This window comes from Tepidicella baoligensis (assembly GCF_013432195.1).
Lineage (GTDB): Bacteria > Pseudomonadota > Gammaproteobacteria > Burkholderiales > Burkholderiaceae_C > Tepidicella > Tepidicella baoligensis.
Genome location: NZ_JACCDB010000001.1, coordinates 387,310 through 401,146, shown reverse-complemented (window position 1 = coordinate 401,146; position 13,837 = coordinate 387,310). Strand labels below are relative to the sequence as shown.

The following is a 13,837-nucleotide window of genomic DNA, read 5'->3' as shown; positions in this document are numbered from 1 at the left end:
GCGACTCAGCGCAGCGGCAGTTCAACGTGGCGCAGATCCGGGTCCTGCGGGTGGGTTTGCACACTGAAGCCGAGGCGCTGGGCCAGCTCCAGCATGGCGTGGTTCTCGCGCAGCACGGTGCCTACGATGCGGCGGGTGCCGTGGTCTTGCAGGTAGCGGATGAGTTTGTCCATGAGGATCCAGCCCAGCCCCAACCCCTTGAGGTCGGAGCGGACGAGCACGCCGAATTCGGCGGCGTCGTTGTCGGGGTCGCAGATGCCGCGCACCGCGCCGATGGTGACTTCACTGCCGTCGGATTCGGTCATCGTGGCGATGAAGGCCATCTCGCGGTCGTAGTCGATCTGGGTCAGGCGGGCCAGCTCGCTGTGCTCGAAGCTGCGCCGGCTGTAGAAAAAGCGCATGCGGATGTCTTGCGGATCCACCCGCTCCAGGAAGGCTCGGTGCTGGGGTTCGTCCTCGGGACGGATGGGCCGCAGGGTCACGACCCGGCCGTCCTTCAGGCGCTGGGTTTCGGTCAGTTGCTGCGGGTAGGGCCTGATGGCAAAGCGGTCGGAACCGGCGGGTCGCGCCGCACTCAGGCGCACACGTGCATCCAGGGCGATGGCGCCTGCATGGTCCACGATCAGCGGGTTGATGTCCAGCTCGGCGATCTCGGGCACGTCGGCCAGCAATTGGGAAATGGCCACCAGGGTGGAGACGATGGCCTCCTGGCGAGCCGGTGGAACGTCGCGGTAGCCTTCCAGGAGCTTGGCGATGCGGGTGCGCCCGATCAGCGAGCGCGCCAGCGTGGCGTTCAGGGGGGGCAGGGCCAGCGCCCGGTCGGCCACGATCTCCACGGCGGTGCCGCCCTGGCCGAACAGGATGACCGGGCCGAACAGCGGATCGATGCTGGCGCCCACGATGAGCTCATGTGCGTGGCGACGCTGGATCATGGGTTGCACGGTGAAGCCGTCCAGGCGGGCGCCGGGCCGGACCTCGGCGACGCGCTGCAGCATGGCCTCGGCCGCCTGCTGCACCTCGGCGGCATTGTGCAGGTTCAGGCGCACGCCGCCCACGTCCGACTTGTGGCTGATGTCGTGCGACAGGATCTTCAGCACCACTGGATAGCCCAGGGCTGCGGCCGCGGACACCGCCGCCTGCGCTTCGGCCGGCACCACGCGCGTGGGTGTGACCGGAATGCCAGCCCGCTTGAGCAGTTCCTTGGCTTCGGGTTCGGTGAGGAGCTCGCGCCCGTCGCGCAGCACGGCATCGACGATCTCGCGGATGCCCGGCAAGTCCATCGCCTGCGCATCGGGCAGGGCGGGCGGGGTTTCCATGAGTTCGATCTGGTGGCGGTGGTACTGGCGCAGGAAGGAGAAGGCGCGCACCGCTTCTTCGGGTGTGTCGTAGTCGGGAATGCCGGCGTCGCGGAAAATCTCACGGGCGCGGTTGACGGCGTTGTGCCCGAGCCAGCTGCCCAGGACGCGGGGGGGCTTTTCGCTGGCCAGCGGGGCCAGGGCTTTGGCAATCTCGGTGCTGGAGACGATGGCGGTGGGCGCCTGTACGAACAGGATGGCGGCGTCCCGGGCCTGGCGCAGCACGGTGAGCGCGTCCACATAGCGCTGGGCGGGTGCGTCGCCGATGATGTCCACCGGGTTGGCGCGCGACCAGTTGGCGGGCAGCACCTGGTCCAGCTCGGCGATGAGTTCCGGGCTCAGGGTGGCGAGTTCCACCCCGGCGTGGGCCGCGGCATCGGCGGCCATGACGCCCGCCCCCCCGCCGTTGGTGAGCACGATCAGCTGTTCGCTGCGGTTGTCGCGGAAGCGCGCCAGCAGTTCCGCCGCCAGGAACAGGTGTTGCAGGGTAAAGACGCGCAGCATGCCGGCGCGGGAGATGGCGGCGTCGAACACCTCGTCCGAGCCGGCCAGGGCGCCGGTGTGGGAGGCAGCCGCTTTCTGGCCCTGCGCCGAGCGGCCGGCCTTGACCACGATCACCGGTTTGTTGCGGGCCGCCGCGCGCGCGGCCGACATGAATTTGCGCGGCGACTCGATCGATTCGATGTAGAGCAGGATGGCGCGGGTGCGTGGATCGCTGCCCAGGAAGTCGAGCATGTCGCCGAAGTCCACGTCGGCATGTTCGCCCAGTGAGACGAAGTGGGAAAAGCCGATCTGGCGCCAATTGGCCCAGTCCAGCATGGCCGTGACCAAGGCCCCGGACTGCGAAACGAAGGCGATGGGGCCAGGGCGGGCGTTGGCATGGGCGAAACTCGCATTCAGCCCCAGGTGCGGCACCAGCATGCCGATGCAGTTGGGGCCCAGAATGCGCAGGGTGTGCGGGCGTGCCGCATCGAGCATGGCCTGTTTCTGGTCGGCGGTGAGCCCGGCCGTGACCACGACGGCGGCCTTGGTGCCGCGCGCCCCCAGGGCGGCGATCAGGTCGGGAACCGCGGCAGCGGGGGTGCAGATCACCGCCAGATCGGGCGGCTCGGGCAGTTCGGCCACCGAGGCATACACCGCGTGCTGGCCGAGCCGCCGGTGTTTGGGGTTGACCGGATAGAGCTGCCCCGCGAAGTTTTGTGCGAGGTTGCGCCAGACGGTGGCGCCAACGCTGTGGGGTCGTTCGGAGGCGCCGAAGACGGCGACGCTGCGGGGGGCGAAGAGGGCATCGAGGTGGCGTATGGTCATGGGTTCTTTCGGGTGGACATCCAGGCGATCAGGGAGGAGCGCATGGCTTCCTCGACGGTCATGTTGATGGGGGTGAGCCATTCCCGCGGCACGAACACCGTGTAGCCACCGATCATGTAGCCCATGGGCAGGTAAACCGCCACGCGGTCACCCGGCAGAAAGCCTGGGGGCAGGCCGTGCATGTGGTTGCGGGTGATCAGACCGACGATCTCCAGCGGCTGATTGGGCAAGCGCAGGATGACGACTTGCTGTGTCGCTTCACCCCGGTGCTGCGGCGAGAAGTAGTCCGCAAAGCTCTTGAGCGAGTTATACACGCTCTTGACCACCGGGATGTTGGTGAACGGCAGCTCCACCCAGTTTAGCAGCCGCGCAGTGGCATCGCGCGAGATCAGGAAGCCGGTCAGCACGATGAGACCGGCGGTGAGGATCAGGCCCAGGCCGGGAATGTAAAAATTGCCGACAATCGGACGGATGAACTGCATCGCGAAGGACTCGGACCAGGCGACCAGCGTGAACAGCAGGTACACGGTCAACCCAAGGGGCAAAATGGCGATCAACCCCCGGAGGAAGTACTGGGACAGGCGCTTCATGATCGATGAGTGGGTGCTGGGCTGCATACCGTGGGCCCGTGGCCGGATTGGACACGGGAATTGTGAAAGTTTCGATGCAGTATCGATTGTGCGCGATGGTGAAGCGCGAAACGAAAGGTGCAATGGCGGAATTCAAGAAGTGGATGTCTGGGCTGCTCGGGGCCGTGGTGCGGGTGCTGTTGTGGCTGATCATGGCGGTGGTGGCGGTGTTTCTGCTGGCGGTGGCGTTGGTGTTGCTGTTCCTGGGGGTGCTCTGGGCGCTGTTGCGGGGCCAGCGCCCAGAGACCCCGGTGTTCGTGGGGCGCTTCCAACGGTTCACCAAGACGCGCGTGTGGCCGCAGGCGGGGCAGGCCCGTGCTTCAGGTGCTTCGGCTCGTCACAGCCAAGCCGAGGTCGTGGACGTGGAGGCGCGCGAGGTGGATGAGCGTTCATCCCGCTCGTCCGCCGACGAGCGGTCCCAGCCGGAGGATCGCCCGGGTCTGGAAGATCGGCGGCCTTGAGGCTTTCGGGCCTGGCTCGAGGAATCAGGCCTTCTTCAGATCCAAGGCGGCCGCATACAGCGCATTGCGTGGTGCGCCGGTGATCTCGGCACCCAGGCGCGCCGCCGACTTGACCGGAAGCTCTTGCAGCAGCAGGGCCAGCACGCGCAAACTTTCCCCGTCCAGCCCGCCAGACCTGGACGATGCAGCCGGTATCACCGGGTGCAATACCAGGGCAAACTCGCCTCGGCAACGGTGTTCCCGCGAGGCCAGCCAAACCGGCAGATCGGCGCAGGGCAGGGTGGCAATCTCCTCGAACTGCTTGGTGAGCTCGCGCCCGAGCGTGACCACTCGCTGGCCGAGCGCGGCGAGATCCTGGGCCAGCGAGACGATGCGATGGGGTGCTTCCAGCAGCACACAGGCGTGGGCCTGCTGGGCCAGGCGGCGCAGGGCTGCCTGCCGGTTGGCGCCTTTGGGCGGCAGAAAGCCCGTGAACTCGAACGCCGGCCCTTCGCTCGCCGCCGTCGCCAGCCCGGCCACGCTGAGCAAGGCGGTGATGCTGCTTGCACCAGGCAGTGGCATGCAGCGCAGACCGGCTCGCTGCACTGCCAGGCAGAGCCGGGCTCCCGGATCGCTGACGCCGGGCGTGCCCGCGTCGCTCACATAGGCGATGCGCTCGCCCTGCCTCAAACGCCGCACGATGTCAGCCGCCGCCTCGGCCTCGTTGTGTTCATGGACCGACAGCAAAGGGCGATCGAGCCCATAGGCGCGCAGCAGCGGGGCGGTGTGGCGGGTATCCTCGCAGGCCACGGCATCGACCAAGCTCAGCACCTGCAGCGCGCGCAGGGTGATGTCGCCCAGGTTGCCGATCGGGGTTGCGACGACGTACAGCGCCCCGGCGGGATAATGCTGATCGCCCGCCACGGCTTGCGCGGCTTGCAGGACGATAGGGGCAGAAAGGTTCGGAGTGACCATGAGTGCAGGGAGCATAGCCCGTCAGGGCCAAGGGGCCGCCGAGCGGCCGGTGAGTACCAGGCAGCGCGGCGATGCGGCAGAAGACCGCGCGCTGGCGTTTTTGCAGGCGCGCGGGTTGCGGCTGCTTCGGCGCCATTTTCACACGCCGGGGCGCGGGGGTGGGGAAATCGATCTGGTCATGCAGGCGGCCGACGGCACGGTGGTGTTCGTCGAGGTGCGTCAGCGCCGCTCCCGCGTGCATGGCGGGGCGGCGGCCAGCGTCGGGGGGGTGAAGCAGCGCCGGCTGATCTTCGCGGCCCGGCACTACCTCAGCCGGCTGCCCAGCATGCCCCCGTGCCGATTCGATGTGGTGGCGATCCAAGGCGAGGGTGGCGACGAAGAGATCGAATGGATCGAGGCGGCCTTCACTGCGGACGGCTGGTGAAGGCCCGTGCCGGATGGCAGCAGCATTCTGTTACCAGTCCAGCGGGGAACCCAGACGGGGGCGCAGGTATCATCTGCCCATGCTTTTGCAACGGATACAGCAGCACTTCATCGACAGCGCCGACCTGAAGTACCAGTGTGCCCAGCTGGTCGCGCCGCAGGTCGAGGCGGCCGTGGGCGCAGTGCTGGCTGCGCTCACGGGGGGTGGCAAGGTGCTGGCCTGTGGCAGTGGCGTCTCGGCCGGTCTGGTGCAGGCCTTCGTGGCTTCGCTGGTGGGGCGTTTCGAGCGTGACCGCCCCGAACTGGCGGCGTTTGCCCTGGGCTCGAACGCGTCCGTGGTCACCGGGCTCTACAACATGTTCGAGGCCCGTGCCGTGTTCGGTCGCCAGGTCCGCGCCCTGGGGCTGCCTGGCGACGTGCTGCTCGCCGTCACGGCGCAGACCCAGTCGCCTGATATCCTCGGGGCGGTGGAAGCGGCGCATGAACGCGACATGGTTGTGGTGGCGTTGTGCGGGGCGAAACCGGGGCCCCTGGGTCCTCTGCTCAAGGACACCGACGTGCTTGTCAACGTGCCGTCGGAGCGGCTGTCGCGCATCCACGAGCTGCACCAGATGGTGCTGCATTGTGTATGTGACGGGTTGGATGTGCAGCTGCTTGGAGACTACAGCGAAACGGAGATCGACGAATGACCGCAATGAATGCAATGGCCTGGCGCCGTGTGGCTGGAAGCGTGCTGGTGGCCACGGCCTTGGTGACAAGCTTGTCGGCCTGTGCCCCCCTGGTGTTCGGAGGGGCGGTGGGCACAGGGGTGATGGTGGCCACCGACCGCCGGACCTCGGGGGCCCAACTGGAGGATCAGGGGATTGAAATGCGCGCCAGCGCCAGCTTGCGTGAGGCCTTTGGCAACCGGGCCCGGGTGGTGGTGACGAGTTACAACCGGCGTGTGTTGCTGACGGGCGAAGTACCCAGCGAAACCGATCGTGCGCTGGCCGTGCGCATCGTCTCGTCGGTGGAGAACGTGATGGAGATCGTCGATGAATTGGCGGTGATGGCGTCGCCTTCGCTGCCGGCCCGTTCGTCCGATGCACTGGTTACGGCTCGCGTGAAGGCGGCCTTGATCGATGCCCAAGACCTGTTTGCCAACGCATTCAAGGTCGTTACCGAGCGCGGCACGGTCTATTTGATGGGGCGTGTGACCCAACGGGAGGCCGATCGCGCCACCGATGTCACCCGCAGCGTTCCCGGCGTGCAGCGCGTGGTCCGGGTGTTCGAAATCATCAGTGAGGAAGAACTCGCCCGAATTCAGCCGCACCAGACACCGGACGGCGCGCCCAGCCGGTGAGTCAGCGTAGGCGGCGGATCAGGCTGGATGTATCCCACCGGCCGCCACCGATTTGCTGCAGGTCGGCATAGAACTGGTCCACCAGTGCCGTCACCGGCAGGCGTGAGCCGTTGCGCCGGGCCTCCTCCAGCACCAGGCCGAGGTCTTTGCGCATCCAGTCCACGGCGAAGCCGAAGTCGAAACGGTCTTCGACCATGGTGAGGCCGCGGTTGTCCATTTGCCAGCTTTGAGCCGCGCCTTTGCCGATCACTTCCAGCACGCGCGGCATGTCCAGCCCGGCGTTCTGGCCGAAGGCGATGGCTTCGCTGAGGCCCTGGAGCAAGCCGGCGATGCAGATCTGGTTCACCATTTTGGTGAGCTGACCGGCACCGTTCGGCCCCATGAGGGTGACGGCGCGGGCGAAGGCCATGGCCACGGGCTGGACGCGCGCGAACGTGTCGGCATCGCCCCCGCACATCACGGTGAGCAAGCCATTCTGGGCCCCCGCCTGGCCACCAGAGACCGGCGCGTCGAGAAAATGGCAGTGGCGGGCCTGGGTGATGGCGGCCAGTTCACGTGCCACGTCGGCCGAGGCCGTGGTGTGGTCCACCAGCACGGTGCCCGGTGCCATGCCGGCGAGCGCACCCCGCTCGCCGAGCACCACGGCACGCAGATCGTCGTCGTTGCCGACACAGCAAAAGACGATGTCGGCCTGTGACGCCGCCTCACGCGGGGAGGGAGCGCTGGCGGCACCCTGGGCGCCGAACTCGGCGACGAAGGCGGTGGCCTTGGCGGCGTTGCGGTTGTACACGGTGACCCGATGGCCGGCCCGGGCCAGATGACCGGCCATGGGGTAGCCCATGACACCCAGACCGATGAAAGCGACGCGGTGGGAGGGGCAGGTGGCGTAGGTCTTGGCGTTCAGGCTGGGCATGGATCAGAGGATGGTGAGGTGTTCGGTGCCGGCGGCCAGATCGGTGCTGCGCGCGCGCTGGCTGTTGAGCTTGATGTTGAGCTTCAGGTCGTTTTGCGAGTCGGCGTTGCGCAGGGCGTCTTCGTAGCTGATGATGCCGGCCTCGAAGGCGTCGAACAGGGCCTGGTCGAAGGTTTGCATGCCCATTTCCCGGCTCTTTCTCATGGTTTCCTTGATCTCGTTGATCTCGCCTTTCATGATCTGGTCCGCGATCAGCGGGCTGTGCAACAACACCTCCACGATGGCGTAGCGGCCCTTGCCGTCCTGCCGGGGCAACAAGCGCTGGGCAACCATGCCGCGCAGGTTGAGTGAGACGTCCTTCAGTATCTGGGCATGGACTTCCTCAGGGAAGAAGTTGATGATGCGCTCCATGGCCTGGTTGGCGCTGTTGGCGTGCAGCGTGGCCAGGCACAGGTGGCCGGTTTCGGAGAACGAGATGGCGTGCTGCATGGTCTCGCGGTCGCGGATCTCGCCCATGAGGATGACGTTGGGGGCCTGCCGCAACGAGTTCTTCAGCGCGATCTCCCAGCCGTCGGTGTCCAGGCCGACTTCGCGCTGGGTAATGATGCAGTTCTTGTGCTGGTGTACGAATTCGACCGGGTCCTCGATGGTGACGATGTGGTCGTGGGTGTTTTCGTTGCGCCAGTCCACCATGGCCGCCAGCGTGGTGGATTTGCCCGAACCGGTGCCGCCGACCAGGATGCAGATGCCGCGCTTGGCGAGGGCGAGATTTTTGAGCACCTGAGGCAGACCCAACTCGTCCACCGTGGGGATTTTGGCCGGGATGGTGCGCATGACAAGGCCCACCTTGCCCATCTGCACGAAGGCGTTGACCCGGAAACGCCCGATGCCGCCGGGGGCGATCGCGAAGTTGCACTCCTTGGTGCGCTCGAACTCGGCGGTCTGCTTGTCGTTCATGATGGCGCGAGCCAGCGCCTGGGTGTGCTGGCTGCTGAGCGGCTGCGGCGAGACCTTGGTGATTTTGCCATCGACCTTGATGGCCGGAGGGTAGTCGGCGGTGAGAAACAGGTCGCTGCCGTTGCGGCTGACCATGAGGCGCAGCAGATCGTGAACGAAGTTGCTGGCTTGATCGCGTTCCATGGAGCGGCTCCTTCGGCGTCAGCCGGGGAAGTTGTCGGGGATCTTGGCTTTGGCGCGGGCTTCGGCGGAAGTCACCACGTTGCGGCGTACCAGATCCATCAGGCTCTGGTCCAGCGTCTGCATGCCGTAGCTGTTGCCGGTCTGGATGGCCGAGTACATCTGCGCCACCTTGTTCTCGCGGATGAGGTTGCGCACCGCCGGTGTGCCGATCATGATTTCATGCGCAGCGACACGGCCATTGCCGTCGGCCGTTTTGAGCAGGGTTTGCGAGATGACCGCCACCAGCGATTCGGAGAGCATGGCGCGCACCATCTCCTTTTCCTCGGGCGGAAACACGTCCACGATCCGGTCGATGGTTTTGGCGGCGCTGGAGGTGTGCAGCGTGCCGAACACCAGGTGGCCGGTTTCGGCGGCAGTCAAGGCCAGGCGTATGGTTTCCAGATCCCGCATCTCGCCCACGAGGATGGCGTCCGGATCCTCGCGCAGGGCGGAGCGCAGGGCGTTGGCGAAACTCAGCGTCGTGGAGCCGACCTCGCGTTGGTTGATCAGGCACTTTTTGGATTCGTGGACGAATTCGATCGGGTCTTCGATCGTGAGGATGTGGCCGTGTTCGTGCTCGTTGAGGTGGTTGACCATGGCGGCCAGGGTGGTGGATTTGCCAGAGCCAGTGGGGCCGGTCACGAGCACCAGACCGCGCGGCTTGAGCGCGAGCTCCGCGAAGATCTTGGGGCAGTTGAGCTGCTCCAGGGTGAGGATTTTGGACGGGATGGTGCGGAACACGGCGGCCGCTCCGCGCTTCTGGTTGAAGGCGTTGACGCGGAAGCGGGCGAGCCCGTCGATCTCGAACGAGAAGTCCAGCTCCAGGAACTCCTCGTAGTGCTTGCGCTGCGCATCCGTCATGATGTCGTAGACCATGGCGTGCACCTGCTTGTGGTCCAGCGGCTCGACGTTGATGCGCCGTACATCGCCGTGGACCCGTATCATCGGCGGGAGGCCGGCGGCTAGGTGGAGGTCCGAGGCCTTGTGCTTGGTGCTGAAAGCCAGCAGCTGTGTGATGTCCATCCCGTGTTCCGATTTCGATCAATTGTCTCATTATGGCAACGATTTCAGCCAATCTCCAACAGGTGCGTGAGCGGGTGACCGCAGCCTGCCGCCGGTATGGGCGTGACCCGGGCAGCGTGTCGTTGCTGGCCGTCTCCAAAACCTTCGGGGTGGACGCCGTGGCGCAGGCGCATGCCGCCGGCCAGCGGGCCTTTGGCGAGAACTACGTGCAGGAAGGCGTGGAGAAGATCGAGGCGGCGCGCCGGCTCGGCCTGACCGGCCTGGAGTGGCATTGCATCGGGCCGCTGCAGAGCAACAAGACCCGGCCCGTGGCCGAGCACTTCGACTGGGTGCATAGCGTGGACCGGCTCAAGATCGCCCAGCGGCTGAGCGATCAGCGCCCGCCAGGGTTGGCGCCCCTGCAGGTGTGCATCCAGGTCAACATCGACGGGGGGGCGAACAAGTCCGGGGTGGCGCCTGGGGAGGCGCTGGCCCTGGCGCAGGCGGTGGTGGCCCTGCCGCGTTTGCGCCTGCGCGGGCTGATGTGCATCCCCGAACCCGCGTCCGACTTCGATTCCGCCCGAGCCGTGTTCGCCCGGGCCACCGATCTGTTCCGGGCGCTGCAGGCGGCGGGGCTGCGGGTGGATACGCTGTCCATGGGCATGAGCGACGATCTGGAGGCCGCCATCGCGGCCGGCAGCACGATGGTGCGGGTCGGCAGCGCCATTTTTGGCCGACGCAGCTATCCGGCCGGTGGCTGAGCGGGTGGTGTGACGGGAAGGTCGAGCCGTTGGATCAGTCGGTCCAGCAGGCGATAGACCTCGCCGGTGAAGGCGGGACCGAGCGTTTCTTCCAACTCGCGGTAGGTGGCCTCGATGCGCGGAGCCAGCCGCTGCGCCAGCGCCGTGCCCTGCTCCGAGGCGGACACCAGCACGCGCCGCTGGTCGTGCGGCAGCCGCTGCCGGTGGATGAGGTCCAGATCTTCCATACGTGCCAAGATGCCGGCGAGACTGGGGCTGGACAGGCAGCAGATGCCCCCGATCTGTCGGGGCTCCAGTGCGCCGTGTTCCAGCAGGGCACGCAGGATGCGCCACTGCTGTTCGGTGATGCCCGCCTCGTTGAGGATGGGGCGAAAGCGCCCGAACACGGCTTCTCGAGCCTGCAACAGCAGCAAGGGTAGATTGCGATGCGTGAACGGTGAGGCGGGCATGGGCATTCCGACGAAAGGACGGGGTGGGGCTTGACTCGCTAATATAAGTGCCCATAAAATACTAATATATTAGTAATTTGTGGAATTCTCATGCATGCTCTGCCCGCCATGCCGTTGGCACCCTACCGTCTCTCGGGGGTGGTGTACGGCGTGCTGTTCAATCACGCGCCTGCACTGGCCGCTCTGGGTGAGCAGGTGAACCAGTCACCCTATCGAGCGGCCCCCCAGGCGCCGGTGTTGTACCTGAAGCCGCGCAACACGCTGGTCGGTGATGGGGCGGCGGTGTGTGTGCCGGCCGAGGTACCGGAGCTGGAGGTGGGGGCTGCATTGGGGGTGGTCATTGGCCGCCCGTCGTGCAAACTGAGGTTGAACGATGCCCTGGAGCATGTGGCCGGCTACACCGTGGTCAACGATGTGAGCGTGCCGCATGACAGCTACTACCGGCCTTCTGTGCGTTTCAAGGCCCGTGATGGTTTCTGCCCGATCAGGCCTGATGCTGTGCCGCGCCACAGGGTGCCGAGTCCCGATGCCCTGCGCGTGCGGGTCATGGTGGATGGCGTACTGCGGCACGAGACCACGACCGGCGAGCGCATTCGCAACGTGGCCCAGCTGCTGGTCGATGTCACCGACTTCATGACCCTGCAGCCCGGCGATGTGCTGATGACCGGCGTGGCTGCCGGTGCCCCCCGCGTGAAGGCGGGGCAGGATGTGATGATCGACATCGAAAGCGTGGGATGCCTGCGCAACCGCTTTGTGGCCGAATGCGCGAACCCGGGAAACCACACATGAAGACCGCTCGCGTGGCCTATGCAGGCGCTCTCCACACGGCCACCCCGCATGGGGCAGACCTGCGGCTGACCGATGGGCGTATCGTCTCGGAAGAGGCCGTGGTCTGGTTGCCCCCGTTCGACGTCGGGACCGTCATCGCCCTGGGCCTGAACTACGCCGATCACCTCAAGGAGCTGTCCCCAGAGCTGTCGGTCACGGCCCAGGACGAGCCACTGGTGTTCCTGAAGGGGCCCGGCAGCCTCATCGGGCACCGGGGGCAGACGCGACGACCCCACGGTGTGAACTTCATGCACTATGAGTGCGAACTCGCGGTGGTGATCGGCAAGACCGCCCAGCGCGTGAAAGCCGCTGAGGCGATGCAGCACGTGGCCGGTTATACCGTGTGCAACGACTACGCCATCCGAGACTACCTGGAGAATTGGTACCGTCCCAACCTGCGCGTGAAAAACCGCGACGGCGGCACCGTGCTCGGCCCCTGGTTCGTGGATGCGGAGGATGTTCCCAACCCACACAAGCTGAGATTGCGCACCCTGGTCAACGGCAAGGTGACCCAGGAGGGCACCACCGCCAACATGGTCAACGACATCCCGGCGCTGATCGAATACCTCAGCGGCTTCATGACCTTGCAGGCCGGTGACGTGATTCTGACCGGCACGCCCGAAGGGGTGGTGAACGTGAACGTGGGCGACGAGGTCGTCACCGAAATCGAAGGCATCGGCCGCCTCGTCAACACCATCGTGGGCGACGACGTGTTCGGTCGCTGAAAGCATTCCATAGGAGCAAACATGCGCATCGATCATCTGATCAACGGACAGAGCGTAACCGGCACCCGCTATTTCGAGACCATCAACCCCGCCACGCAGGAGGTGCTCGCCGAAGTCGCCAGGGGAGGTGAAGCGGAAATCAACGCGGCCGTGGCCGCGGCGAAGGCGGCGTTTCCCGCCTGGGCCAGCCAACCGGCAGCAGAGCGTGCCAAGTTGATTCGCAACCTTGGCGATCTGATCGCCAAACACGTGCCAGAACTGGCGCAGACCGAAACCAAAGACTGCGGGCAGGTCATCAGTCAGACTGGCAAGCAACTGGTTCCTCGGGCTGCTGACAATTTCTACTACTTTGCTGAAATGTGTACCCGTGTGGATGGGCACACCTACCCCACACCCACGCACCTGAACTACACGCTCTTTCACCCGGTGGGCGTGTGCGCGCTCATCAGCCCGTGGAACGTGCCCTTCATGACTGCCACTTGGAAGGTTGCGCCCTGCCTGGCCTTTGGCAACACGGCGGTGCTGAAGATGAGCGAACTCAGCCCCCTGACTGCGGCACGCCTGGGCGAGCTGGCATTGGAGGCAGGCATACCCGCCGGGGTGCTCAACATCGTGCACGGGTATGGCCAGGAAGCCGGCGAGCCGCTCGTGGCGCACCCGGATGTGCGGGCCATCAGCTTCACCGGCTCCACCGCCACGGGCAACCGCATCGTGCGCGCGGCAGGCCTCAAGAAGTTCAGCATGGAGCTGGGCGGCAAGAGCCCCTTCGTGATCTTCGACGACGCCGACCTGGACCGCGCGCTCGACGCGGCGGTGTTCATGATCTTCAGTAACAACGGCGAGCGTTGCACAGCGGGCAGCCGGATTCTGGTGCAGCAGAGCATCTACGCCGACTTCGCAGCCAGCTTCGCCGAGCGTGCCAGACGCATCGTGGTCGGCGACCCGCTCGATGAAAAAACCATCGTCGGCCCGATGATCAGTCAGAGCCACCTGGCCAAGGTGCGCAGCTACATCGAGCTGGGCCCGAAGGAAGGCGCCACGCTGTTGTGCGGCGGGCTGGACCGTCCGTCCTACGCGCCCGAGTTGCCCGCGCATGTGGCGCAAGGCAACTACGTGTGGCCCACGGTGTTTGCCGACGTGGACAACCGCATGCGCATTGCCCAGGAAGAGATCTTCGGCCCCGTGGCCTGCCTGATTCCTTTCCGGGACGAAGCGCATGCGATCGAACTGGCCAACGACACCCAGTACGGTCTGTCGAGCTACGTGTGGACCGAGAACATCGGCCGTGCGCACCGCGTGGCGGCGGCCATCGAGGCGGGGATGTGCTTCGTCAACAGCCAGAACGTGCGCGACTTGCGCCAGCCTTTCGGTGGCACCAAGGCCAGTGGGGTGGGACGCGAAGGTGGCACCTGGAGTTACGAGGTGTTCCTGGAGCCCAAGAACGTAGCGGTGTCCATGGGACGCCACCACATCCCGCGCTGGGGCGTTTGAGGTTCACCATACATCAA

At 66.0% G+C, this 13,837-nt stretch carries 14 protein-coding genes and 1 pseudogene; 8 read left to right on the top strand and 7 right to left on the bottom strand.

The window, feature by feature from the left end; translation table 11 throughout:
- Positions 1-5: 5 nt before the first annotated feature.
- Together HZS63_RS01850 and HZS63_RS01845 are read right to left on the bottom strand one after the other, a co-directional pair.
- Entirely contained in the window at positions 6-2,657 is a 2,652-nt protein-coding gene (locus HZS63_RS01850; RefSeq protein WP_425505908.1) for a bifunctional acetate--CoA ligase family protein/GNAT family N-acetyltransferase, read from the bottom strand.
- Positions 2,570-3,253 (bottom strand): annotated as a pseudogene (locus HZS63_RS01845) (DUF502 domain-containing protein); the annotation flags it as partial. The pseudogene HZS63_RS01845 and the gene HZS63_RS01850, both read right to left, overlap by 88 nt.
- A 122-nt stretch (positions 3,254-3,375) precedes the next feature.
- Between HZS63_RS01845 and HZS63_RS01840 the strand changes: the two are divergent.
- A complete protein-coding gene (locus HZS63_RS01840) occupies positions 3,376-3,753 on the top strand; it encodes a hypothetical protein (protein WP_180682312.1) in 378 nt (125 codons plus the stop codon).
- 24 nt (positions 3,754-3,777) lie between these two features.
- On the opposite strand, the gene rsmI is transcribed toward HZS63_RS01840, so the two are convergent.
- A complete protein-coding gene (gene rsmI, locus HZS63_RS01835; RefSeq protein WP_180682311.1) occupies positions 3,778-4,707 on the bottom strand; it encodes a 16S rRNA (cytidine(1402)-2'-O)-methyltransferase in 930 nt (309 codons plus the stop codon).
- Here rsmI and HZS63_RS01830 point away from each other — a divergent pair.
- From HZS63_RS01830 to HZS63_RS01820, 3 genes are all read left to right on the top strand, one after another.
- Positions 4,706-5,131, top strand: coding sequence for a YraN family protein (locus tag HZS63_RS01830; protein WP_180682310.1), 426 nt, complete (start codon positions 4,706-4,708; stop codon positions 5,129-5,131). The two genes, rsmI and HZS63_RS01830, sit on opposite strands and share 2 nt — an antisense overlap.
- 79 nt (positions 5,132-5,210) lie before the next feature.
- Positions 5,211-5,819 (top strand): SIS domain-containing protein, encoded by a 609-nt coding sequence (locus HZS63_RS01825; protein WP_180682309.1) that lies wholly within the window; start codon positions 5,211-5,213, stop codon positions 5,817-5,819.
- A gap of 5 nt (positions 5,820-5,824) precedes the next feature.
- Positions 5,825-6,472: a BON domain-containing protein gene (locus HZS63_RS01820; protein ID WP_180682308.1), complete on the top strand. Its 648-nt coding sequence runs from the start codon at positions 5,825-5,827 to the stop codon at positions 6,470-6,472.
- 1 nt (position 6,473) lies between these two features.
- Here the strand turns inward: HZS63_RS01820 and HZS63_RS01815 are convergent, their stop codons facing one another.
- The 3 genes from HZS63_RS01815 to HZS63_RS01805 are packed head-to-tail and all read right to left on the bottom strand — an operon-like array spanning position 6,474 to position 9,587.
- Positions 6,474-7,385, bottom strand: a complete 912-nt coding sequence (locus HZS63_RS01815) for an NAD(P)-dependent oxidoreductase (protein WP_180682307.1) — start codon at positions 7,383-7,385, stop codon at positions 6,474-6,476.
- Positions 7,386-7,388: 3 nt separating this feature from the next.
- Entirely contained in the window at positions 7,389-8,525 is a 1,137-nt protein-coding gene (locus tag HZS63_RS01810; protein ID WP_180682306.1) for a PilT/PilU family type 4a pilus ATPase, read from the bottom strand.
- A gap of 18 nt (positions 8,526-8,543) precedes the next feature.
- A complete protein-coding gene (locus HZS63_RS01805) occupies positions 8,544-9,587 on the bottom strand; it encodes a type IV pilus twitching motility protein PilT (protein ID WP_180682305.1) in 1,044 nt (347 codons plus the stop codon).
- Between the two features lie 32 nt (positions 9,588-9,619).
- On the opposite strand from HZS63_RS01805, the gene HZS63_RS01800 reads away from it, so the two are divergent.
- Complete coding sequence (locus HZS63_RS01800; protein WP_180682304.1) at positions 9,620-10,327, top strand: YggS family pyridoxal phosphate-dependent enzyme; 708 nt, start codon at positions 9,620-9,622, stop codon at positions 10,325-10,327.
- Here HZS63_RS01800 and hpaR read toward each other — a convergent pair.
- Positions 10,309-10,776 carry a homoprotocatechuate degradation operon regulator HpaR gene (gene hpaR, locus HZS63_RS01795; RefSeq protein ID WP_180682303.1) on the bottom strand — a complete coding sequence of 156 codons (468 nt, stop codon included), beginning with the start codon at positions 10,774-10,776 and terminating at the stop codon, positions 10,309-10,311. The two genes, HZS63_RS01800 and hpaR, sit on opposite strands and share 19 nt — an antisense overlap.
- Before the next feature lie 90 nt (positions 10,777-10,866).
- On the opposite strand from hpaR, the gene HZS63_RS01790 reads away from it, so the two are divergent.
- From HZS63_RS01790 to hpaE, 3 genes are read left to right on the top strand one after another with little or no spacing between them, the layout of a single operon-like run.
- Positions 10,867-11,565: a fumarylacetoacetate hydrolase family protein gene (locus HZS63_RS01790; protein ID WP_180682302.1), complete on the top strand. Its 699-nt coding sequence runs from the start codon at positions 10,867-10,869 to the stop codon at positions 11,563-11,565.
- Positions 11,562-12,329: a fumarylacetoacetate hydrolase family protein gene (locus tag HZS63_RS01785; protein ID WP_180682301.1), complete on the top strand. Its 768-nt coding sequence runs from the start codon at positions 11,562-11,564 to the stop codon at positions 12,327-12,329. The genes HZS63_RS01790 and HZS63_RS01785 overlap by 4 nt, the downstream gene beginning before the upstream one ends.
- 21 nt (positions 12,330-12,350) lie before the next feature.
- Entirely contained in the window at positions 12,351-13,820 is a 1,470-nt protein-coding gene (gene hpaE, locus HZS63_RS01780; RefSeq protein WP_180682300.1) for a 5-carboxymethyl-2-hydroxymuconate semialdehyde dehydrogenase, read from the top strand.
- Positions 13,821-13,837: the final 17 nt, after the last annotated feature.